Origin of the sequence: Pontibacter saemangeumensis (assembly GCF_039541895.1) — a bacterium.
Lineage (GTDB): Bacteria > Bacteroidota > Bacteroidia > Cytophagales > Hymenobacteraceae > Pontibacter > Pontibacter saemangeumensis.
Map to the genome: position 1 here is coordinate 160,063 of NZ_BAABHC010000042.1, position 20,145 is coordinate 180,207.

Consider the following 20,145-nt stretch of genomic DNA (forward strand, 5'->3'; position numbering starts at 1 on the left):
GAATTAAACTAAAATCTATGAATATGAAACGAATATTCGGTGCTGTGCTGACTATACTGGGTATTATAGGCATCATCTGGGGGGCCTATGCCTTCCTGATGGGAGGAGATGGCGCTATGGTTGGCAAATTTACCTCTGCCGTGCCTTTTGTAGTTGGGTTGATCTTTTTCTTTGCAGGTATCAACCTGGTTAAAACAACAAAGGACACTGTATAGGAAGTAACGATAAGAACAAGAAAGAGAAAGCCCCTGCAGTAGCTACTGCAGGGGCTTTCTCTTTCTTGTATACCTACTCAGCGATCAGAAACAGCTAAGCAGTCTATAGCGTGGCGATTCCCGACTCTGTGAGGGCATTCTGGGCATAGGCCTCCACCGCCTCGGTAGGGTTCAGGTAATCAGAGGTATAGTTGCTGTCGTTGCCGTGAATGTACATCACCGTTTTGTCTTTGATCGCCATGATAATTTCTTTAGAAACTTCCTGTGGTACGGCAGGGCAGCCAAGGCTCCGGCCGAGGCGGCCATACTGCTTCACAAAAGAAGCCGTTGCGTAATCTGCTCCGTGCATCACAATGGCGCGTGCCATGGCATTGGAGTTATAGTTGCCATCCATCCCGCTCAGGCGAAGCGAAAGGCCGTGCTTACCAAAATAAGTGGCATCGGTCAGGTAAAAGCCAAGGCTGCTCATATAGGAATTGGGCTGGTTCGAGAACTTCAGGGCTCTGTCCTCGCCGGTGTTGCGTCCATGCGCCACAAGCGTGTTGAACAAGACTTTTTTGGAATCCAGGTCTATTATCCAGAGGCGCTTCTCCCTACTAGACTTTGTGAAATCTATGACCGTCAGGATAGACCTCTCCTGCGACGTGTTTTGCTGCCGCTTCATATTCTGAAAGCCTATGAATCCCTTCTCGAATACATCCAATGACAGGCCTTTTTCGCGTAGGTCCGCCTCATTGTAAATATCCAGCATATAGTCGTTGAAAGCAGCTTGTTTTTCGGAAAAGTTCATAGCTGTCGCGTTTCCGCCTGCAAGCGCAGCCGTGGCTTCCGCTTCAAGGGCGGGTGAGGAGGAAACAGCAGTCGGGGAACCTGGAGATGTAAACGATAACAGGCCGAGGGCAAGGGATGTTAGGGTTACTCTAAGCATAGGTTTCTTTTGTTCAGTTGAAAGATTCGTCTAAGCAACAGGTGCAGCAGTGAAAATTGTTCCGTTAGTACCGGACCGGAGGACCATTTGCTATAGCTAACGATTCCCAATTAAGGTCTATTGTGTGTAAAATCAAAGCTTTTGAAACCAGAGGCGCATTATTACAGCAAATTTCTTTTGGGCTGGCACAGCAACAAAATGCCTTTTTTGAGGTTTGGCTTGTGTGGCACCGTTACATGCTGCACCTTTGAGGTACTATATGATTTGTATGCTGAAGCGCTTTATACTTCCCCTTGTGCTTGCTCTGGTGCTGCTAACTTCCTGCAGCACCCCGGATAGCCTGAAAAACTTCGACAGCGAAACCTGGAAAGATGATTCCTTTGCCTGTGCAGGCAAACGAAGTGAGATGGTCGACGACTTTGAAAAGATCAGGAAAGAACTCTATGGCAAAAAAGAATACGTGCTGCGCACCGTGCTGGGAAGGCCAGACAGTGAGGAACTGCTTGAAAGGAATCAGCGCATTTATTACTATTACATTGAACCCGGTAAGCAGTGCACTGATCGCACTGCCCTCTCAGAAGCCAACCGTGTGGAGGTGCGCATAGGGGCTACCGGCAAAATATCAGAGGTCGCCTATCACCACCCCTATAATGCAACGAAGCCTGAATAAATCAGGCTTCGCATGGTATGTTGTTAGAGAAACGGGTTAGTTCTCTTCGTTTTCGGAGACGAACGGAGTATTAAAACGGCCTTCCAGTTCCAGGTAGCGGTGCATTTGCTTCTCGTCCAGCACCTGCTTCAGCGTCTGGTCGCTTTCTATGGCGATGCTTCGGAAGGTTTTGGAGCGGAGAACTTCATTCTGCACATATAACTGCTCCGCTTCGAGCATTTTTTGAAAGCGCTCCTCATTCAGCCGTGCAATCCGGGCGTATTGTTCCGGGGTAAGCTGCAGTTCCTGCTTCATCTCCAGGTTGGCCATCTCCTGGCCATCCATATCCACGGCCAGCACTATTTTGTCGAGTCCGTCGTCTGTCAACGACATGTGTTGCGCATAACTGGCTGAGCCAAATACGAGCATTATCAGCAGGAGTATATTCTTTTTCATGCGCTATAGGTTCATCAACTTCATCACAAATTATTCTTCAGGTACTTTAACGGATTTAATCACGGCAGGTTAGGTTGAGTTCTATAATTTATTAAACTTTTTATATATAAAGTTTCACTAATTACAAAGCCTTTTTTTGCCCCCTGAAATTCACTTGTTTGCTCCTGCTTCAGGTAGATTTAACCGAAAAAGAAAAATGTGTAACCTATGCAGCCGGAGCCGGTATACTTAACGGACAAGCGAATTGTATTTTTTATTCAAACATTAACCTGAACCTGCAACTAGCTGCAGTTCCGTTTTAACAAAAGCAATATGAGGACTACCCATTACAACCCCAGTAAACTTGAAGTGAATTTTGCCAAGGCATTAGAGGAGTTGACTCCGCTGTTGGAGAAAAGGCTGGAGGACGGAGAGCGGGTAGTGGATATAGAGGCCATTCACGATGCCGATAACCCTATGGTTATATATAAACTCGAGGACAAGGAAGGGGATCCACATGAGGTTGTTGTCCAGATTATTCAGCGCCCGGACCATATCGTAAAATAGGCTTAACCGTCGCTACGCATCTCAAAGAACAGGAAGCGCCCGGCCATATATGGCCGGGCGCTTCCTGTTCTTTGAGATTTAAAACTTTGCATCAGGGGCTATTAGGTGTTTTGTGATCGCGGCGCTTAAAGTACTGCATGGCAATAAACGAGATCATAAATCCGGAGATAATGCCCTCGAGCAGCAACACAGAGAAAATGACGATGCCGGGTGTAGACTCCACCCGCTCGCCGAAGTAACGCTCTGCCGATAACATTTCAATCAGTTCCCCTCCCGCCATTTTAGCGTAAATCACCATGAAGGACGCGAATAGCACAGTACCCACCACCGCTGTAATCATGCCGGTGCCTATGCCCCTGAAATAACTGAATTCGCCTCCCAAAACGTTTTTGCAGGCCTTGATCGCAAGCGCAACGCCGACTGCCATGATGATGCCGTTCAAAAAGCGCAGTTCCACCACATGCATCAGCCCGACCAGCTTCATCAACAGGAAATACGCTACCAAGCCAGCAGCGGTCAGCAAGCCATATTTTAAACCAATCTTTTCCATTGTCTGATTACAGGTCTTTTATATAGAAAGAGGCCATATAGAAAGGAGCGCCATATTGCCCCGCCGCCATATTACATCTGGCCGGGCATCTGGTGGTCGCGGCGCTTAAACCACTGCATCGCGATAAATCCTATCAACAGACCCGGCACAGTGCCATATATGATGGTGATGATAAAGAGCGAAAGCATCGAAAGACCCTCGGGGAAGAGGGCGCTGGCCTGTAGGTTCTCGAGGTAGCCCGTACGGAACACGCCCAGGAAAAGCATAAGGAACAAAGCCAGAATGACAGATGACACCACCCCCACGGTAGCGCCAATGCCAAGCCCTTGCAAATAATGCAGCATGCCGCCCCTTAGTTGTTTGAACCTGGAAATAGCCACAATGATGCCGATCACGAGGAACAAGCCGCTTATGAAAGACAGCTCAATTACTTCGAGGAGGCCAAATATCCACATCAGCACGAAATAAATGATGTGTGCCAATCCTACCAAAATACCATATTTAATTGCGACGCTTTGGTAAGAAACGTTAGAAGATGCCATATGATGAGTGTTTAGTTTTTTCAATAGTTTATTTAAGGAACAGATTAGTCATAGAAATGGTTAAAGAAAGGCAGCACCCCATGGAAGATGGGCTTCCTTCACAATTCACATGTATATTATCAAAATTATATACTAAAGAAACCAGCGTGGCGTTGTGCTTTGCCGGATGTTTTTTGAGATATGCACGGCAATACCCTGAATTTTAAACAGATGCAGGCAGCCTCAAAGCACGGCCCTATCTAGCAGGAAGCTGCCAACTGTGGCAAAAGCACGTTTAAATTTCGTAGCTTTGCACCCGAATCAGTATTCATCATCATTATCGAGTTTCTATGATCAGCACGAACAATGTCAGCCTGTCGTACGGCAAGCGCACATTATTTGAAGACGTTACCATAAAGTTTGTTCCCGGCAACTGCTACGGCCTTATTGGGGCCAACGGTGCCGGAAAATCCACTTTTCTTAAAATACTTTCCGGTGAGATAGACCCTAACACAGGCACGATCGACAAGCCGGCCAATGCCCGCCTCGCCATCCTGAAGCAGAACCAGTTCGAGTACGACGAGTACCCTGCCCTGCAGACGGTGATCATGGGTCACAAGCGCCTGTACGAGATTATGCAGGAGAAAGACGCCATCTACGCCAAGCCTGACTTCTCTGAAGCCGATGGTATCAGAGCCGCAGAACTGGAGGGGGAGTTTGCCGACATGGAAGGCTGGAACGCGGACTACGAGGCAGCCGAACTGCTGAGCGGCCTTGGCATCAGCGAAAACCTGCATTACTCGCTCATGCGAGACCTGAGCGGTAGCGAGAAAGTGCGTGTGCTGCTGGCGCAGGCCCTGTTCGGCAACCCGGATATCCTGCTGCTCGATGAGCCGACCAACCACCTGGACGCAGAGTCAATCATGTGGCTGGAAAACTTTCTCGACAACTTCCAAAACACGGTGATCGTGGTTTCCCACGACCGCCACTTCCTCGACGCGGTGTGTACGCACGTGGCCGACATCGACTTCGGGAAGATCCAGATGTTTGCCGGTAACTACAGTTTCTGGTACGAGTCGAGCCAGTTGGCCCTGAAGCAGCGCTCCGACGCCAACAAGAAGACGGAAGACAAGCGCAAGGAACTGGAGGAGTTCATCCGCCGCTTCAGCGCCAACGCGTCCAAGTCGAAGCAGGCGACTTCGCGTGCCAAGCTACTGGAAAAACTGACCGTGGACGATATCAAGCCTTCCTCGCGAAAGTACCCGTACATCGCTTTTAAGCCGGAGCGCGAGGCAGGAAACCAGTTGCTGCACGTAGAAAACCTGAGCAAGTCCGTGGATGGCGTCACCATTTTCCAGGACGTGAGCCTGATGGTGAACAAAGGAGACAAGATCGCCGTGATTGGCCGTAACGACATTGCCGCCTCTACCTTCTTCAAGTTGATCATGGATGAGCTGCAGCCGGATTCCGGCAGTTATAAGTGGGGCACTACCATCACCGCCTCCCTGTTCCCGAAAGACAATGCAGAATTCTTCGATACCAACCTTAACTTGGTGGACTGGCTGCGCCAGTTCTCGGTAGAGAAGGACGAGAGCTTTATCCGGGGTTTCCTGGGCCGCATGCTGTTTTCCGGAGAGGAGTCTTTGAAGAACGCCAATGTGCTGTCGGGTGGCGAGAAAGTGCGCTGCATGTTCTCGCGCATGATGCTGCAGTCCGGCAACGTGCTGCTGTTCGACGAGCCGACCAACCACCTGGACCTTGAGTCGATCACGGCCCTAAACAATGCCCTCCGCGACTTTGACGGCACCATCCTGTTCTCGTCTCATGACCTGCAGTTCGTGGACACCATCGCAAACCGCATCCTGGAGCTGACCCCGAACGGGATCATCGACAAGCGCATGTCGTATGAGGAGTATCTGTCGGACGACACCATCCGGGACCTGCGCAAAAAGATGTATGCCACTGAAATGGTCTGACAACCTATATAACCTGATGTAAACGCCAAACCTATGCGAAAGCTAACGCTTTTCATTTATGCCTTTATATGCCCCCTCCTGCTCCTGCTGCTGACCAAGACGGCCGCGCAGGCGCAGGTAGAGCCGGACACTACGCAGCGACAAAAGCAGGAGCTGCCCACCGGGCCTCCCATGCCCACGGAGCAGCCGCAGCCACAGCAACGGCCTGAGATAAACCAGCGGCCTAAGCCGCAGCAACAGCCTTCGCAGACATTCCCGCGATCAGCGGAACAGCAGGAAGCAGAGGCACCCCTCCGGCACATCGACCGGATGTACTTCGGCGGAAGCTTTGGTTTACAGTTCGGCACCTACACCAACATATCGCTGCTGCCTATCATCGGGTATAAAGTGACGGAGAAGTTTAGTGTTGGCACCGGGGCCGTGTACCATTATATCGGTTTCCGGGGAAGTTCTTACAGCAGTTACGGTGCCCGGGCATTTACGCAGCTGGAGTTTTTCGGCATCGGCGAAGGATCAGTTCTCGGCCATGCCGAGGTGGAGTTTCTGAATACCAAATACGAAGACAACTACGGCTATATCGGGGATGACCGCAACCTGCTGACGCTGCCGTTAGTCGGTGTCGGCTACCGTCAGCGCATCGGCAGCAAAGCCTCGCTCGACATGCTCTTGCTTTACAACGTGAACACCAATGTTGTAGGAAACCCTTACAGTAACCCGGTGTTCCGGGTTGGTTTCAACATTCCGTTCACAAGTAGGTAAAAGCCAGGTTGAAGCACATAAAAAAGGGGCTGCCGAAAAATTCGGCAGCCCCTTTTTTATGTTTATTTAGTTTTAGCCTCGTATGAGTCGTAACAGTACTACGATGATGGCGATCACCAACAAAATGTGAATCAGACCACCTACTGCATCAGGGAATCCTAAGAAACCGATCAGCCAGATAATTACAAGTACAACAGCTATAATATACAATAAATTTCCCATAGTTTTATTTGTTTAGTGTGTTTTGTTACTGAATGTATTACGCAAAATGCCTGCTGAGGTTAAGCACTCCTGATAAGACGAAGCAAAACCGCAATCACGGCCAATACCAATAGTACATGGATGATCCCACCCACGGCATCCGGGAAACCCAGAAATCCTACGAGCCAGAAAATAACCAGCACTACGGCTATTATATAAAGTAAATTTCCCATTGTTTTTGTTTTAGTACATTAGTTAGGGACAGCCATTATTAAGTTGTTAAGCGTCTCCTGTTGTTGCATTTTTCAATAATTACTGCTTTTTACGGCAGCTATATATAAAGGATTTATATTTATTTATTAGTTTATATAACAAACTGCATCATACATCATACTACCAGGCGAAATGCTTCGTCTTACATCCTGAAAAATAGCCTGTTAGCGAATATTAAGCAGAAAAAACATCTGAAGGACAATAATTAAAAATTCATACACGTGGAGTATTTTGCAGCTATATCCATGCCTTGCCTTTTACCTTGACAGGGCGGAGAGTCGTTAAAGAACCATCGACCGTGGCAAGTGTGAATACTTAAAACTGTTAGCTTTGTATTATGAACCTAACTTCACAGATAGCCTTATGAAGAAAGTTGCAGTTATTGGATCCGGCACGATGGGCAACGGCATAGCGCATGTGTTCGCGCAAAACGGTTTCGCCGTTTCACTCATTGATATTTCGGAAGAGGCCCTGCAGAGAGCCGTCGGAACAATCGCCAAGAACCTGGACCGCATCATCGCCAAGGGCAACCTGACTGAAGAGCAGAAAGAGAGGACGCTTGAGAACATTACCACTTACACCAACCTGCAGCAAGGGGTGCAGGACGCGGATTTGGTCGTGGAGGCAGCCACAGAGAACGCAGACCTGAAACTAAAGATTTTCCGCGACCTCAGCAGCTTCACGAAGCCCGAAGCCATCCTGGCCTCCAACACCTCTTCCATATCCATCACTAAGATCGCAGCGGTTACCGATCGTCCGAATAGGGTGATCGGCATGCACTTCATGAACCCGGTGCCGGTGATGAAACTGGTGGAGGTTATCCGCGGCTACTCCACCTCCGATGAGGTGGCGAACCAGGTGGTGGCACTGTCGAAGCAACTTGGGAAGGTGCCGGCCGAGGCAAACGACTATCCCGGCTTTGTGGCCAACCGCATCCTGATGCCGATGATCAATGAGGCCATTTACACCCTTTTCGAAGGCGTGGCGGGGGTGGAGGAAATTGACACCATTATGAAACTGGGCATGGCGCACCCCATGGGCCCTTTGCAACTGGCAGACTTCATTGGCTTGGACGTGTGCCTGTCTATCCTGAACGTACTGCACGAAGGATTCGGCAACCCGAAATACGCGCCTTGCCCGCTGCTGGTGAACATGGTACAGGCAGGGCACAAAGGCATAAAATCCGGGCAGGGCTTCTATTCCTGGTCTCACGGCACGAAAGAGCTGGTCGTAGCCGACAGGTTCAAAAAACATTAATCATTTAACAGTTGACATTTATCAAGTAGCATTAGTTATATATAAAACGCCTCTACCGTTAGTTTGGCAGAGGCGTTTTATATATCCCATCAATGATAAACGAAAAACGAACCTACACCGCTACGGCGTGATCGCGCAGCACGTCGTTAAGCGATGTCTTCAGGTCAGTGCTTTCCTTGCGTTGCCCGATGATAAGGGCGCAAGGCACCTGGAACTCTCCGGCAGGGAATTTCTTGGTGTATGAACCCGGGATCACGACGGAGCGCGGCGGCACATAACCTTTATAGATTTTCTCTTCGCTGCTGGTGACGTCGAATATTTTGGAACTGCCGGTAATAGTAACGCCTGCGCCAATCACAGCCTCTTTGCCAATGCGGCACCCTTCCACCAATATGCTTCTGGAGCCGACGAAAGCCCCATCCTCAACGATAACCGGCGCTGCCTGCACGGGCTCCAGCACGCCGCCGAGGCCCACGCCTCCGCTCAGGTGCACATTTTTGCCGACCTGCGCACAGCTGCCTACCGTAGCCCAGGTGTCTACCATCGTGCCGGAGTCCACGTAGGCGCCAATGTTCACGTAGGAAGGCATCATCACCACGCCTCTGTTCAGGAAAGCACCATAACGTGCAATGGCATGCGGAACCACACGCACACCCAGTTGCTCATAATTGCGCTTCAACGCGATCTTATCGTAGAATTCAAACGGGCCCACTTCTATCGTCTTCATCGACTGGATGGGGAAATACAGCAGCACCGCTTTTTTTACCCACTCGTTTACCTGCCACTCATCACCCTTCGGCTCCGCCACGCGCAGCTGCCCTTTGTCCAGTTCCTCGATCACGGCCCGGATGGCCTCTATCGTGTTACCATCTTTGAGCAACTCACGGTTGTCCCAGGCTTGTTCTATTATTTGTCTAAGCTCCATATCTGTTGTAGGTTAATTGAAACTGAAGTGTAAAAGTATTAAATTTAGCCGATGTCTGAAAAGAGAATCCTGATTGCTTCGCTGCTAAAACCCATCAACGACACGCGCATGTACGAGAAACTGGGACTGTCGCTCAGCAAGCTGCCGCAGGTGCAGGTGCATATTGCTGGCTTCAAGGCACCCCCTCCCTCCGCAGCACCCTCCAATGTCTATTTTCACCCCCTCTTTCAGTTTCAGCGGTTGAGCCTGAGGCGCGCCGCCGCACAGGTGGCTTATTATAAGCTGCTGCAGGAACTAAAGCCATCCCTGATCATCGTCTGCACGCATGAACTGCTGCCGGCCAGCCACTTGTTCTGCCGCCTTCATACCTGCAGGTTGCTATATGATGTGCAGGAAAATTATGCCCTCAACCTGACCTCGCAGGATAATTACCTTCCCCTGCTTCGCCAGCTGCTGGCCTTCGGGGTCAGCAGCATGGAGAACAGCCTTGCCCGGCACGTCGCCCACTTTCTCGTGGCTGAGCGGAGCTACCTTTTGGAGCTGCGTTTTCTGAAAGCGCGGTACACGTTGCTTGAAAACAAGTACAAGCCCTCCGCCGGTTATATATGCCCCGCTGTGCCGGTACAATTGCAGGAAAAACCCCTGCGCCTGCTCTACTCCGGCACCATTGCCCGGCTATATGGTATTTTTGACGCCATTGCACTGGCAGAGAAGCTGCACCAGCTGGAGCCGCGAACCACGCTCACCATCATTGGCTACTGCGCAGACAGGGCCACGTACCAGCAGGTGCTCGAGCAGGTGCAGGCGCGGCCCTACATAGACATGGTGGGCGGAGACCGTCTTGTGCCACACGAGCGCATTGTCCGGTCCATCTTGGAGAGCAACGTGGGGCTCCTGCCCTACCAACCGCACCGAAGCACCTTCCGCTGCATCCCCACCAAGCTCTACGAATATGCCGCACACGCCCTGCCCATGGTGGTGCAGCATAACCCTATATGGCATACTTTCCTCCAACAGCACCAGGCAGGTATATCCATAGACTTCGCTTCACCGGATGCCGGGCGGCTGCTGCTGCAAATCAGGGAGAGGCAGTTTTATAAACCCGGGGTGCCATCTGGCGTATTTTGGGATAGCGAAGAACAAAAATTAATGGCTGTTGTTAAACAGCACCTGCCTCAGATTAGCTAAAAATGCAGAATATATTTTTAGACTAATCTAAATTTAAATTTAAAACACTACTTTTGTAAAATTAAAGACAACTTATATGCGTAACTCTAAAATTGCTGGTGTAGGCCATTATGTGCCTGAGCAAGTTGTAACTAACAAGGATCTGGAGAAAATAATGGATACCTCTGACGAGTGGATACGGGAGAGGACCGGGATTGTGGAGCGCCGCTATTTTCAGGAAGGAGTCGACACCACGGCTAACATGGGGGCCGAGGCAGCTCGAAGGGCGCTGAAAAAGGCCGGAATGGAGGCAAAGGATATTGACATGATTATATTCGCCACCCTGAGCCCGGATTATGTGTTCCCTGGCTCGGGCGTGTTGTTACAGCGTGAGTTGGGCCTGAAGGAGATTCCCGCGCTGGACGTGCGCAACCAGTGCTCCGGTTTTATATATGCCCTGTCGGTGGGCGATCAATTCATCAAAACCGGCATGTACGACAACATCCTGGTGGTGGGCTCTGAGATCCACTCCAGCGGGCTCGACTTCTCTACGCGCGGAAGAGGCGTGTCAGTGATTTTTGGGGACGGTGCGGGTGCCGCTGTGCTCACCCCTTCCGAGAGCAACGACCGGGGCATCCTTTCCACGCACCTGCACGCAGACGGGGAGTTCGCAGAGGAGTTGGCGGTGCTCGCCCCCGGTTCCAATAAAAAGGATCGCCTGACGCATGAGATGCTCGATAACGGGGATATTTTCCCTTACATGAACGGCAACATGGTGTTTAAGCACGCGGTTACCCGTTTTCCGGAGGTAATACAGGAGGCGCTGCAAAAGAACGGATACAAGCCCGAAGACATCGATATGCTGATTCCGCACCAGGCCAACCTGCGCATCACCTCCTATATACAGCAGAAAATGGGACTGCCCGCCGAGCGCGTGTTCAGCAACATCCACAAATATGGAAACACGACAGCCGCCTCTGTGCCTATTGCTCTGAGCGAGGCTTTGGAAGAAGGCCGCATCAAGGATGGCGATCTAGTTTGCCTGGCTGCTTTCGGAAGCGGTTTCACCTGGGCCTCCGCACTCATCAGGTGGTAAAACAATGATGAAGCATATATAACTGAATACTGCATATAGACAGGGAAGTCACGGAAAATATAATTGTTCCTGATGTCCCTGAAAATGCAGTGTTCAGTTATTGCTTCTTGAGCATTTAAATCGATTAGGGTTAATCGTTCATTCAAAATCAAGAGTCTGTGCACAGCTTTACAGAGGAAAATTATATCAAGACCATCTTTAAATTATCCGCAAACGGAACGCAGGAAGTGAATACCAATGCGATAGCCGAGGCCCTGGAGACGAAGGCGGCTTCTGTGACTGACATGCTCCGGAAGCTGAGCGGAAAGCAGCTGGTGCACTATATAAAATACCGTGGGGTGTCGCTCACCGAAGAAGGGAACCGCGTGGCCCTGCAGGTCATCCGGAAGCACCGGCTCTGGGAAGTTTTTCTGGTGGAGAAGCTGAAGTTTAGCTGGGATGAGGTGCATGATGTGGCCGAGGAGCTGGAACACGTGAACTCGGCCCTGCTCACCCGGCGGCTCGATGAGTTTCTGGGTCATCCGCAGTTTGACCCGCACGGTGACCCGATCCCTTCCGAAAACGGCGAGATGAAACTCAAAAAGCAAAGGCTGCTGGCAGAAATGAACGTGGAGGAGACGGGCGTGGTGGTAGGCGTAAACGACTCGCAGCCGCTGTTTCTGCAGTACCTCGACAAGCTGGGCATCTCGCTGGGCACCAGGATCAGGGTATTGGAGCGGTACGCGTATGACAACTCGCTCGAAATTTCCCTTGAGGACCAGAAACAGTTGCTTGTGTCGACTGAGGTCGCGAAGAACATTTTTTTATCAGCGTAGCAACAATGACGCCGCACAGCCTCCCAGAACATTTTTCACTCCAACCCAAGCCTTTAGGAGGTGTAGCCCACGAAAGCAAGGTAAATTCTAAGCTGCAGAAACACTGGTTTTTGATGATTGGATAACATTGAATCCCACCATGAAAATGTCCTGGACTCCCCTTCTTCACCTATATAACACGATATAAAGTGTGCCCCTAAACAAACAGGAACGTTGCAGAAATAGCAGGCAATAAGATTTACGGTAAATAAATATGTTAAAACAGGAGCCATCATCAAGCAAGTCATTAGAGGAAGTGCATTCTTCTATTGACACCACTACCCGCACCGGTTTCTGGAAAAAGCTGTTCTCATTCCTCGGCCCGGCCTACCTGGTGAGCGTAGGCTACATGGACCCCGGCAACTGGGCAACCGACATTGCAGGCGGCAGCCAGTTCGGATATAAACTGCTGTGGGTGCTGCTGATGTCAAATATTATGGCTATCCTGCTGCAGAGCCTGAGCGCCCGCCTCGGCGTTGTGCGGGGCAAGGATCTGGCGCAGGCATCCCGCGAGTCGTACCCGAAGTTCATCAACATCCCGCTTTATATATTGGCGGAGATTGCCATTGCCGCCTGTGACCTGGCGGAGGTACTGGGAATGGCTATTGGCCTGCAACTGCTGTTCGGGATACCGCTGCTATGGGGCGTTTGCCTCACCGTGCTCGACACCTTCCTCCTGCTCTTTCTCATTAACAAGGGCATGCGCAAAATGGAGGCCTTTATCCTGGTGCTGGTCAGCATCATCGGCGGTGCTTTTGTATTGGAGATGATCTACGCCAAGCCTGATATGGGCGAACTGGTATCGGGGCTTGTGCCGTCTATTCCCAATAGCAACGCCTTATATATAGCGATCGGCATCATAGGCGCCACCGTAATGCCGCACAACCTGTACCTCCACTCGTCACTGGTGCAAACCCGCAAGATCGAGCGCACGCCTACAGGGATTTGGAGCGCCATCAAATATAACTTCATCGATTCGGCCGTGGCCCTGAACCTGGCCCTGTTTGTGAATGCCGCCATTCTCATCCTGGCTGCCGCGGCGTTTTACAAAAACGGCTATTTTAATGTGGCTGAGATCAGCGATGCGCACAAGTTCCTGGAACCGCTGCTGGGCAACAAGTGGGCGCCTATCTTATTTGCCGTGGCCCTGATTGCTGCCGGCCAAAGCTCCACGCTCACCGGCACGCTGGCAGGCCAGATCGTGATGGAAGGCTACCTGAACCTGCGCATACAGCCGTGGCTGCGCCGCATGATTACCCGCTTGCTGGCAGTGGTGCCAGCCCTGTTCGTTATCATTTACTTCGGCGAGGACCAGACTGGCGAACTGCTCGTGCTGAGCCAGGTGATCCTGAGCCTGCAGCTTGGTTTCGCCGTCATTCCCCTTATACACTTTGTCAGCGACAGGCAGCGCATGGGAGAGTTTGCGATCGGCCCCTGGCTGAAAACCGGAGCCTGGCTTATTGCTGCCACCATCGTGACTCTAAATGCCAAACTGGTGTGGGACCAGGTGGCAGAATGGCTGCTGATAGTAGATAACCCAAGGGTGATCTGGCTTACGGTGGTGCCGGTGGCGGTGGCCTGTCTGGCGCTGCTCCTTTACATCCTGATGCAGCCCTTTGTCTCGGGTGCGCTGGCAAGCCACTCGCTGCCGCAGCACTACCGGCCGGTGCAGTTACAGCCGTTGGAGAAACCTAACTATCGCCGCATTGCGGTGACGCTTGATTTTTCGGAGGCGGATCAGCATGTGCTCAACAATGCGCTGACCATTGGCTCGCCGGGAGCGGAGTTCCTGCTGATACACGTGGTAGAATCAGCGGGCGCACTGATGATGGGACAGGATATTCAGGATTACGAGACGAGCTCTGACAGGAAAAACCTGGAGCGCTACGCCAGCGACCTGCGCAGCAAAGGCTTTATCGTGCAGGTGGAACTGGGCTTCGGCAGCCCGAAACGTATCATCCCAAAGCTGGTAAAAGCCTTTGACGCAGACTTGCTCGTGATGGGCTCACACGGGCACCAGATGGTGAAGGACCTTATCTTAGGCACCACGATCAACACGGTGCGCCACGCTGTCCGGATTCCGGTGCTGATTGTATAATCACTTTATTATCATTATATAGGACCATTCACTCGACGGAAGTATAAATTGGAGTCGCTGCAACGGGTATAATTTCTAATATAGCGGGCAATTCATATATCCTTATTTAAATGCCTATATACCGGCTTTTCTCCTGGCTGAACTTTCCTGACCAAACGGCTTGTTGCGGTAGCAGCTCCCATGAACACCTTAATAAATTAAGAAAATCCATGTTGCATAAACTCCTGCTTGTCCTGCTACTGTCATTTACTGTTGGGCACAGTTCCTGCTCGCCGGGTACACCCGAAGCGGATAATATTTCAGTACGATCTGCTACTACACCGGCCTTTCTGACTGTTGCCGATATGCGTCCTGCTCCCAAAATTCATTGGCTCACAATTGAGCAAGCCGAAGAGAAGTTAAAGCAGGAGCCGCGCAAGGTGCTGGTGGATGTGTACACAGACTGGTGCGGCTGGTGTAAAAAAATGGACAAGAGTACCTTTACGGATCCGGAAGTGGTGGCGCTGATAAATAAAAACTTTTACGCGGTGAAACTTGATGCCGAAGGAGATAGACCGATTACGATCAAGGGCCAGACTTTCACCTTCAAGCCAGAATACAAAGCCCACGAGCTCGCAGTGGCGCTGCTGAACGGCCAGATGAGCTTCCCTACCACCGTTTACTTAGATGAGCAGCTGAATATGCTGACGCCAGTGCCCGGGTATCTCGACGCGAAGAACATGTCAAGCATACTGAGATACTTTGGTGAGAACCATCATCAGATGATGACGTGGCAGGAATTTGAAAAAACCACGAAGTAAATAATAGCATATACACCTGTTCTTTTCCATTAGGGAAAACTGCTATTCCGAACTCCTATAAAACATGCTTTAGCTGAAGCTATATATATCCTAATCAAAACTATAAGTTGTATTCGTTGTTTTCCCTCTCCTGAATTCAAGAAAGTGCCGGGAAAGGTGAAACTTACCTATATGTCCATGAAGGCACCATATAACCTATTTCCGACAGATCAAACTTCTGGCTTCCCTTTGGTTATTATATCCTCATACAATACCATAAATTTGCCAATCAGAAAGCAGACTCATTTTGATTAACAAGTTCCATCATACCGATACCATTGTTGCCGTAGCTACCGCACCCGGGGTAGGCGCTATTGCAGTTATCCGCTTATCCGGCCCGGAAGCGATATCTATCACGAACACTGTTTTTAAGGGCAAAAACCTCCTGAAGGAAGCCAGCCATACCATTCATTTCGGCACTATCCGCGACGATGAAAAGGTGCTGGACGAGGTGCTGGTGTCTTTGTTTGTGGCGCCTCACTCTTACACGAAGGAGAATGTAGTGGAAATCTCTTGCCACGGCTCTGACTTTATTGTACAACAGATCATGAAGTTGCTCCTGAAACACGGCGCACGCCTGGCCAACGCCGGGGAGTTCACCAAACGCGCTTTTCTGAACGGTCAATTCGATCTGGCGCAAGCCGAGGCTGTGGCCGATCTGATTGCCTCCGACTCCGCCCTCTCTCATGAAGTGGCCATGAAGCAGATGCGGGGCGGTTTTTCGCAGGAGATAAAGCGCCTGCGTGCTGAACTGGTACATTTTGCGTCCATGATAGAATTGGAGCTCGACTTTGGCGAGGAAGACGTGGAATTCGCTGACCGTGCTCAACTTCGCAGCCTCATTCTGAACATACAGCACATTATTCGGGAGTTGCTGAAGTCCTTTGAGCTTGGAAACGTAATCAAAAATGGTGTGCCAACCGTCATCGTAGGCAAACCGAACGCTGGAAAATCTACGCTCCTCAATAAGTTGCTGAACGAGGAGAAAGCCATTGTGTCGGATGTACCCGGCACCACCCGTGATCTGATAGAGGATGAGATCAACATTGAAGGCATTTCATTCCGCTTCATCGATACAGCGGGCCTCCGTGAAACCACTGACAAAGTTGAAGCCATTGGGGTGGAGCGCACCATGCAGAAACTCAGCCAATCGTCGCTGATTATATACCTCTTTGACATCACCGAAGTTACCGCCGCTGAGGTAAAGGCCGAGTTGGACAGGCTCAACCCGAAGAAGTTGCCGATAGTGGCAGTTGCCAACAAAATAGACCGTGCCCCTGCCGATAAGGTCGCTGCATTTGAGAGTATAGAAGGGTTAGTGACCATTTCCGCCGCAGAAGGCGCCAACCTGGAGGAACTGAAGCAGGCGCTGGTAAAGAAGGTGAACCTGGGTAAGTTGAATACCCGAAGCCAAACAATCGTCACAAACCTTCGTCACGTCGACAGTCTGAATAAAACTTACGCGGCCCTCGATGATGTACTTAACGGCCTGTCCCTCGGCATCAGCAACGATTTAGTAGCCGCCGATATCCGCCGCGCGCTGTATTCTTTAGGAGAGATAACCGGAGAGATTACCACAGATGATCTGTTGGAAAACATTTTCACCAAATTCTGCATCGGCAAATAAGACCTCAATTTATACAAAAGCATTACCACCTGAAAAAGACCATATACGGCGCGTATACGGTCTTTTTTTGTGCTTTAAATACATATCCGAATTCCTGCCATCTTCGTATATTTTAACTACATCTGTACCTCACTTGTATCGGGTACAGGAATTTTATACATTAAAACATGTGTAAGGGGAAATTATGCAACATTTTGCAACAAAAAGCTACTAAAAGCAACAAAGAGAAACAGCAGGCATCATGAGTTCCAACATCACTATACAACGGATCTGCCAGCACTGCGGCAAGGAATTCACCGCCAGGACCACGGTCACACAGTACTGTGGGGATGCCTGCGCTAAGCGGGCCTATAAGGCAAGGCAGAAGGCAGCCAAGGTGGAAACCAGCAACAGGCAGACAAAGGCTATCAAAGAGAAGCCGATGGAGGACCTGAAAGCAAAAGCTTTCCTGAGCGTCGCGGACACCTGCCAGCTCCTGGGAATCAGCAGGTGGACATTGTGGCGCCTCATTAAGAGAGGCGAGCTGCCAGCTGCGAAATTTGGGAGAAGCATCCTTATCAAACGCGCAGATATTGACAGCCTCTTCCAGCTCACCCCGCTCGAGTTTCCTGCCGAGTCGCTTGACCAGGATACTTTCAACCCGGAAGACTGCTACAGCCTGTCGGAAGTACAGGCCCTGTACCGCATTTCGGAGAAGGCCCTGCATGAATTGATCAAACGTATCGGTATCCCCAAATACAAGCAGGGGATTTATGCCTATGTGCCCAAGGCTCACATAAGGAGCTTGCTTGGCCCCCAATCAGATAAGGAAACAAAAACAAGAGAGCTATGACAAAAGTAAAGCTACGCCGCAAGCCTATCTCCCAGGGGCGCCAGACGCTCTACCTGGATTTCTACCCTCCCATCCCGCACCCGGACACAGGCAAGCTGACCCGCCGGGAGTTTCTGAGCCTTTACGTGTACGAGAACCCAAAGGCCCCATTTGACAAGCAGCACAACAAGGAAACGCTGCTCCTGGCAGAGAATGTGCGCGCCCAGCGGCAGCTGGAAGTGCAGCACAGGCAGTACGTCTTCCTGTCGGCCGAGCAGCGGAACCGCCGGCTGCTGGATTATTACCGGGAACAGGCTGACAAGCGAACCGGGTCAAACAGCGGCAACTGGCAAAGCTCTAGCTATTATGTGGAGCAGTTTTTCAATGAGGGGGTCAAACTCTCTGAACTCAATGTGGCCGCCTGCGATGATTACAAACGATACCTGCTCACAGCAAAAAGCCAACGCAGCCGGAAAAGAACCCTGTCCCGGAACACGGCCCTCTCCTATTTCAACAAGTTCGAAGCTACGCTGCGCCAGGCCTACAAGGATGACCTGCTCAAGACGGACCTGAACTACAAGATTTCCTCCATCAGGGCCGCAGAGACAAAACGGGAGTACCTGACGCTGGAGGAGCTGCAGGCGCTTAGCGACACCGAATGCACCCTTCATATTCTGAAGCAGGCAGCAATCTTCTCGGCCCTCACGGGGCTGCGTTTCTCCGACATCCGGAATTTGACCTGGGGAGAGCTCCAGCAAAGCAAGGCGGAAGGGCACTATCTGCAGTTCAGGCAACAAAAGACAAAAGGCGTGGAAGTGCTGCCGATCCCGGAGCAGGCTGTGCGCCTTTTAGACGAAAAGGGAGCGCCAACAGAAAAAATATTCAAGGGGCTGGAATACTCTGCTTACAACAACACCCTACTAAGGGAATGGGTGAAAGAAGCGGGAATCACCAATTATATTACCTTCCACTGCTTCCGCCACACCTATGCCACCCTGCAGCTGTCCCTGGGGACAGACATTTACACGGTATCAAAGCTCTTAGGGCACCGGGAGCTTAAGACGGCCCAAATTTATGCTAAAGTCTTAGACAAAGTGAAAAGGGAAGCGGCTGACAAAATCAGGCTGGACATTAGAAAAAAGATAATGAGAACATTTTATATTCTACCGGAAGAATGAGTGGCGGAACATTAGGGGCAAGTTGATCGGCTGTAGCCAGAACCCCTGCCACCAGGTTACTTCAAGCAATCATTTTTCCCGACGTTGAGCTTTGTAAGTCAAAATCTTAGAATTAGGAGAAGCCAAAACAGCGCCTCTATAATGGCCACAATCTCTGAAACAAGAAAAGCCACAGAATCGGGTGAGAAAGCCTCCAGCTATCGCAAAAAGATTATTATCATTGCAGTTTTAACTTTAAATTAAATCAGTTATGGAAACGTACACATTCGAACAATTGCCGCAGGCCGTGAGCCTGCGGCATGAAAAACTCAACCGGATCGAGCGACTCCTGCTGGAACGGCAGGAGCAGCAGAAGCCAGACGAAATTTTCAACTCGGCCCAGGCCGCGGCATTTATTAACGTATCTGTTGCCACCATGTACGGTAAGGTCTGCAACCAAGAATTGCCAGTAAACAAAAGGGGCAAAAGGCTTTATCTTTACAGATCTGAGCTGGAGGAATGGATCAAGGGAGGCAGAAAGAGAACTGCAGATGAACTGCGCTTGGTACCACAGGAACATATAAACAAAGGTAAGAAGTATAGGCGGTTCTAATCCTTGGACATTTATAAGGCTACAGGGTTTCCTCTATATAAACCACAGTTCTACTCTCAGACTTGTTACATAAAAGCCACTCAGTATGTATAGAGTGGCTTATTGTTTACATTCAAGGCTCTAACTGTTCTCCTGCTGATGTACTTCAGGTTTTAAGGTATATCAAGAGTTGAGAGCTTGTGTTCTTCATACAAGGAAAGAAATCAGTATACAAAAAGCACTGCTCTCAAAAGTTATCACACAACAGTTAGTGAGGGATTTTCCCACTTATCGTAAACCATTTATAATCAATAACTTGATCCTTACAAAAGGCTTGGGTATCCGAATTTGTACCCTTAAAAAATCTATTGAATTTCCAAGCTCAAAAGTAAGCCTTAAGATGCAGAAAATCAATTACAAAGAGAACGCAAGTAGAGAATGACTCTTTAATTACGGAAGGCACATGTTTAGCCTCTGCAAAATCTCCTCGTCAGCAATAAAGGTGGTTTGTAAGTATAAGCTTCTGCTTTAGGTAAGCATGAAGGGGGCTCCTTTTTTATATTAACTGAGATGCTCTAATAATCAAGGACAGTCGATTTGCTTACCTTAGCAAATCAAGATGAAAGAGAAACCAGTAACCGTTAGTCG

22 protein-coding genes are annotated in these 20,145 nt (G+C 50.1%); 15 read left to right on the top strand and 7 right to left on the bottom strand.

Annotated elements, in window-relative coordinates:
* Positions 1-23: 23 nt before the first annotated feature.
* Positions 24-215, top strand: coding sequence for a hypothetical protein (locus ABD920_RS24800; RefSeq protein WP_345163814.1), 192 nt, complete (start codon positions 24-26; stop codon positions 213-215).
* A 103-nt stretch (positions 216-318) separates the two neighbouring features.
* Here the strand turns inward: ABD920_RS24800 and ABD920_RS24805 are convergent, their stop codons facing one another.
* Positions 319-1,143, bottom strand: a complete 825-nt coding sequence (locus ABD920_RS24805) for a murein L,D-transpeptidase catalytic domain family protein (RefSeq protein ID WP_345163817.1) — start codon at positions 1,141-1,143, stop codon at positions 319-321.
* Between the two features lie 268 nt (positions 1,144-1,411).
* Between ABD920_RS24805 and ABD920_RS24810 the strand changes: the two genes are divergently transcribed.
* On the top strand, positions 1,412-1,813 hold the full coding sequence (locus ABD920_RS24810) for a hypothetical protein (protein WP_345163820.1): 402 nt from the start codon (positions 1,412-1,414) through the stop codon (positions 1,811-1,813).
* Positions 1,814-1,849: 36 nt separating this feature from the next.
* On the opposite strand, the gene ABD920_RS24815 is transcribed toward ABD920_RS24810, so the two are convergent.
* Positions 1,850-2,248: a hypothetical protein gene (locus ABD920_RS24815; protein WP_345163823.1), complete on the bottom strand. Its 399-nt coding sequence runs from the start codon at positions 2,246-2,248 to the stop codon at positions 1,850-1,852.
* 312 nt (positions 2,249-2,560) lie between these two features.
* Between ABD920_RS24815 and ABD920_RS24820 the strand changes: the two genes are divergently transcribed.
* Positions 2,561-2,794 (top strand): hypothetical protein, encoded by a 234-nt coding sequence (locus ABD920_RS24820; RefSeq protein ID WP_345163826.1) that lies wholly within the window; start codon positions 2,561-2,563, stop codon positions 2,792-2,794.
* Between the two features lie 91 nt (positions 2,795-2,885).
* Here ABD920_RS24820 and ABD920_RS24825 read toward each other — a convergent pair whose 3' ends face one another.
* Positions 2,886-3,344, bottom strand: coding sequence for a DUF4199 domain-containing protein (locus ABD920_RS24825; RefSeq protein WP_345163828.1), 459 nt, complete (start codon positions 3,342-3,344; stop codon positions 2,886-2,888).
* A 71-nt stretch (positions 3,345-3,415) separates the two neighbouring features.
* Positions 3,416-3,886, bottom strand: coding sequence for a DUF4199 domain-containing protein (locus tag ABD920_RS24830; protein WP_345163831.1), 471 nt, complete (start codon positions 3,884-3,886; stop codon positions 3,416-3,418).
* Between the two features lie 329 nt (positions 3,887-4,215).
* On the opposite strand from ABD920_RS24830, the gene ABD920_RS24835 reads away from it, so the two are divergent.
* Together ABD920_RS24835 and ABD920_RS24840 are read left to right on the top strand one after the other, a co-directional pair.
* Positions 4,216-5,841 carry an ABC-F family ATP-binding cassette domain-containing protein gene (locus ABD920_RS24835; RefSeq protein ID WP_345163833.1) on the top strand — a complete coding sequence of 542 codons (1,626 nt, stop codon included), beginning with the start codon at positions 4,216-4,218 and terminating at the stop codon, positions 5,839-5,841.
* 33 nt (positions 5,842-5,874) lie between these two features.
* The gene (locus ABD920_RS24840; protein WP_345163836.1) at positions 5,875-6,600 is read left to right on the top strand and encodes a hypothetical protein; all 726 of its coding nucleotides are present in this window, start codon (positions 5,875-5,877) and stop codon (positions 6,598-6,600) included.
* A gap of 72 nt (positions 6,601-6,672) precedes the next feature.
* Here ABD920_RS24840 and ABD920_RS24845 read toward each other — a convergent pair whose 3' ends face one another.
* On the bottom strand, positions 6,673-6,822 hold the full coding sequence (locus ABD920_RS24845; RefSeq protein WP_115566706.1) for a lmo0937 family membrane protein: 150 nt from the start codon (positions 6,820-6,822) through the stop codon (positions 6,673-6,675).
* Positions 6,823-6,881: 59 nt separating this feature from the next.
* Positions 6,882-7,034 carry a lmo0937 family membrane protein gene (locus tag ABD920_RS24850; protein WP_345163846.1) on the bottom strand — a complete coding sequence of 51 codons (153 nt, stop codon included), beginning with the start codon at positions 7,032-7,034 and terminating at the stop codon, positions 6,882-6,884.
* Positions 7,035-7,437: 403 nt separating this feature from the next.
* Between ABD920_RS24850 and ABD920_RS24855 the strand changes: the two genes are divergently transcribed.
* On the top strand, positions 7,438-8,331 hold the full coding sequence (locus ABD920_RS24855; RefSeq protein WP_345163849.1) for a 3-hydroxybutyryl-CoA dehydrogenase: 894 nt from the start codon (positions 7,438-7,440) through the stop codon (positions 8,329-8,331).
* A gap of 112 nt (positions 8,332-8,443) precedes the next feature.
* Here the strand turns inward: ABD920_RS24855 and ABD920_RS24860 are convergent, their stop codons facing one another.
* On the bottom strand, positions 8,444-9,256 hold the full coding sequence (locus ABD920_RS24860) for a 2,3,4,5-tetrahydropyridine-2,6-dicarboxylate N-succinyltransferase (protein WP_345163850.1): 813 nt from the start codon (positions 9,254-9,256) through the stop codon (positions 8,444-8,446).
* Positions 9,257-9,307: 51 nt separating this feature from the next.
* Between ABD920_RS24860 and ABD920_RS24865 the strand changes: the two genes are divergently transcribed.
* From ABD920_RS24865 to ABD920_RS24905, 9 genes are all read left to right on the top strand, one after another.
* The gene (locus tag ABD920_RS24865; RefSeq protein WP_345163853.1) at positions 9,308-10,444 is read left to right on the top strand and encodes a glycosyltransferase family protein; all 1,137 of its coding nucleotides are present in this window, start codon (positions 9,308-9,310) and stop codon (positions 10,442-10,444) included.
* Positions 10,445-10,520: 76 nt separating this feature from the next.
* Positions 10,521-11,519, top strand: a complete 999-nt coding sequence (locus ABD920_RS24870; RefSeq protein ID WP_345163857.1) for a 3-oxoacyl-ACP synthase III family protein — start codon at positions 10,521-10,523, stop codon at positions 11,517-11,519.
* A gap of 158 nt (positions 11,520-11,677) precedes the next feature.
* Entirely contained in the window at positions 11,678-12,334 is a 657-nt protein-coding gene (locus ABD920_RS24875; protein WP_345163860.1) for a metal-dependent transcriptional regulator, read from the top strand.
* A gap of 253 nt (positions 12,335-12,587) precedes the next feature.
* Entirely contained in the window at positions 12,588-14,471 is a 1,884-nt protein-coding gene (locus ABD920_RS24880; RefSeq protein WP_345163863.1) for an Nramp family divalent metal transporter, read from the top strand.
* A 209-nt stretch (positions 14,472-14,680) separates the two neighbouring features.
* Positions 14,681-15,271 (top strand): thioredoxin family protein, encoded by a 591-nt coding sequence (locus ABD920_RS24885; protein WP_345163865.1) that lies wholly within the window; start codon positions 14,681-14,683, stop codon positions 15,269-15,271.
* A 286-nt stretch (positions 15,272-15,557) separates the two neighbouring features.
* The gene (gene mnmE, locus ABD920_RS24890; RefSeq protein ID WP_345163868.1) at positions 15,558-16,937 is read left to right on the top strand and encodes a tRNA uridine-5-carboxymethylaminomethyl(34) synthesis GTPase MnmE; all 1,380 of its coding nucleotides are present in this window, start codon (positions 15,558-15,560) and stop codon (positions 16,935-16,937) included.
* Positions 16,938-17,178: 241 nt separating this feature from the next.
* On the top strand, positions 17,179-17,769 hold the full coding sequence (locus tag ABD920_RS24895; protein WP_345163871.1) for a helix-turn-helix domain-containing protein: 591 nt from the start codon (positions 17,179-17,181) through the stop codon (positions 17,767-17,769).
* Complete coding sequence (locus ABD920_RS24900; RefSeq protein WP_345163874.1) at positions 17,766-18,926, top strand: site-specific integrase; 1,161 nt, start codon at positions 17,766-17,768, stop codon at positions 18,924-18,926. Before ABD920_RS24895 ends, ABD920_RS24900 begins: the two co-directional genes overlap by 4 nt.
* A 250-nt stretch (positions 18,927-19,176) precedes the next feature.
* Positions 19,177-19,518, top strand: a complete 342-nt coding sequence (locus tag ABD920_RS24905) for a helix-turn-helix domain-containing protein (protein ID WP_345163877.1) — start codon at positions 19,177-19,179, stop codon at positions 19,516-19,518.
* Positions 19,519-20,145 lie beyond the last annotated feature (627 nt).

Bases quoted from the DNA above. Each gene is read 5' to 3' on its own strand.
- ABD920_RS24800 (WP_345163814.1), top strand. From the start codon at position 24: ATGAAACGAATATTCGGTGCTGTGCTGACTATACTGGGTATTATAGGC.
- ABD920_RS24805 (WP_345163817.1), bottom strand. From the start codon at position 1,143: ATGCTTAGAGTAACCCTAACATCCCTTGCCCTCGGCCTGTTATCGTTT.
- ABD920_RS24810 (WP_345163820.1), top strand. From the start codon at position 1,412: ATGCTGAAGCGCTTTATACTTCCCCTTGTGCTTGCTCTGGTGCTGCTA.
- ABD920_RS24815 (WP_345163823.1), bottom strand. From the start codon at position 2,248: ATGAAAAAGAATATACTCCTGCTGATAATGCTCGTATTTGGCTCAGCC.
- ABD920_RS24820 (WP_345163826.1), top strand. From the start codon at position 2,561: ATGAGGACTACCCATTACAACCCCAGTAAACTTGAAGTGAATTTTGCC.
- ABD920_RS24825 (WP_345163828.1), bottom strand. From the start codon at position 3,344: ATGGAAAAGATTGGTTTAAAATATGGCTTGCTGACCGCTGCTGGCTTG.
- ABD920_RS24830 (WP_345163831.1), bottom strand. From the start codon at position 3,886: ATGGCATCTTCTAACGTTTCTTACCAAAGCGTCGCAATTAAATATGGT.
- ABD920_RS24835 (WP_345163833.1), top strand. From the start codon at position 4,216: ATGATCAGCACGAACAATGTCAGCCTGTCGTACGGCAAGCGCACATTA.
- ABD920_RS24840 (WP_345163836.1), top strand. From the start codon at position 5,875: ATGCGAAAGCTAACGCTTTTCATTTATGCCTTTATATGCCCCCTCCTG.
- ABD920_RS24845 (WP_115566706.1), bottom strand. From the start codon at position 6,822: ATGGGAAATTTATTGTATATTATAGCTGTTGTACTTGTAATTATCTGG.
- ABD920_RS24850 (WP_345163846.1), bottom strand. From the start codon at position 7,034: ATGGGAAATTTACTTTATATAATAGCCGTAGTGCTGGTTATTTTCTGG.
- ABD920_RS24855 (WP_345163849.1), top strand. From the start codon at position 7,438: ATGAAGAAAGTTGCAGTTATTGGATCCGGCACGATGGGCAACGGCATA.
- ABD920_RS24860 (WP_345163850.1), bottom strand. From the start codon at position 9,256: ATGGAGCTTAGACAAATAATAGAACAAGCCTGGGACAACCGTGAGTTG.
- ABD920_RS24865 (WP_345163853.1), top strand. From the start codon at position 9,308: ATGTCTGAAAAGAGAATCCTGATTGCTTCGCTGCTAAAACCCATCAAC.
- ABD920_RS24870 (WP_345163857.1), top strand. From the start codon at position 10,521: ATGCGTAACTCTAAAATTGCTGGTGTAGGCCATTATGTGCCTGAGCAA.
- ABD920_RS24880 (WP_345163863.1), top strand. From the start codon at position 12,588: ATGTTAAAACAGGAGCCATCATCAAGCAAGTCATTAGAGGAAGTGCAT.
- ABD920_RS24885 (WP_345163865.1), top strand. From the start codon at position 14,681: ATGTTGCATAAACTCCTGCTTGTCCTGCTACTGTCATTTACTGTTGGG.
- ABD920_RS24895 (WP_345163871.1), top strand. From the start codon at position 17,179: ATGAGTTCCAACATCACTATACAACGGATCTGCCAGCACTGCGGCAAG.
- ABD920_RS24900 (WP_345163874.1), top strand. From the start codon at position 17,766: ATGACAAAAGTAAAGCTACGCCGCAAGCCTATCTCCCAGGGGCGCCAG.
- ABD920_RS24905 (WP_345163877.1), top strand. From the start codon at position 19,177: ATGGAAACGTACACATTCGAACAATTGCCGCAGGCCGTGAGCCTGCGG.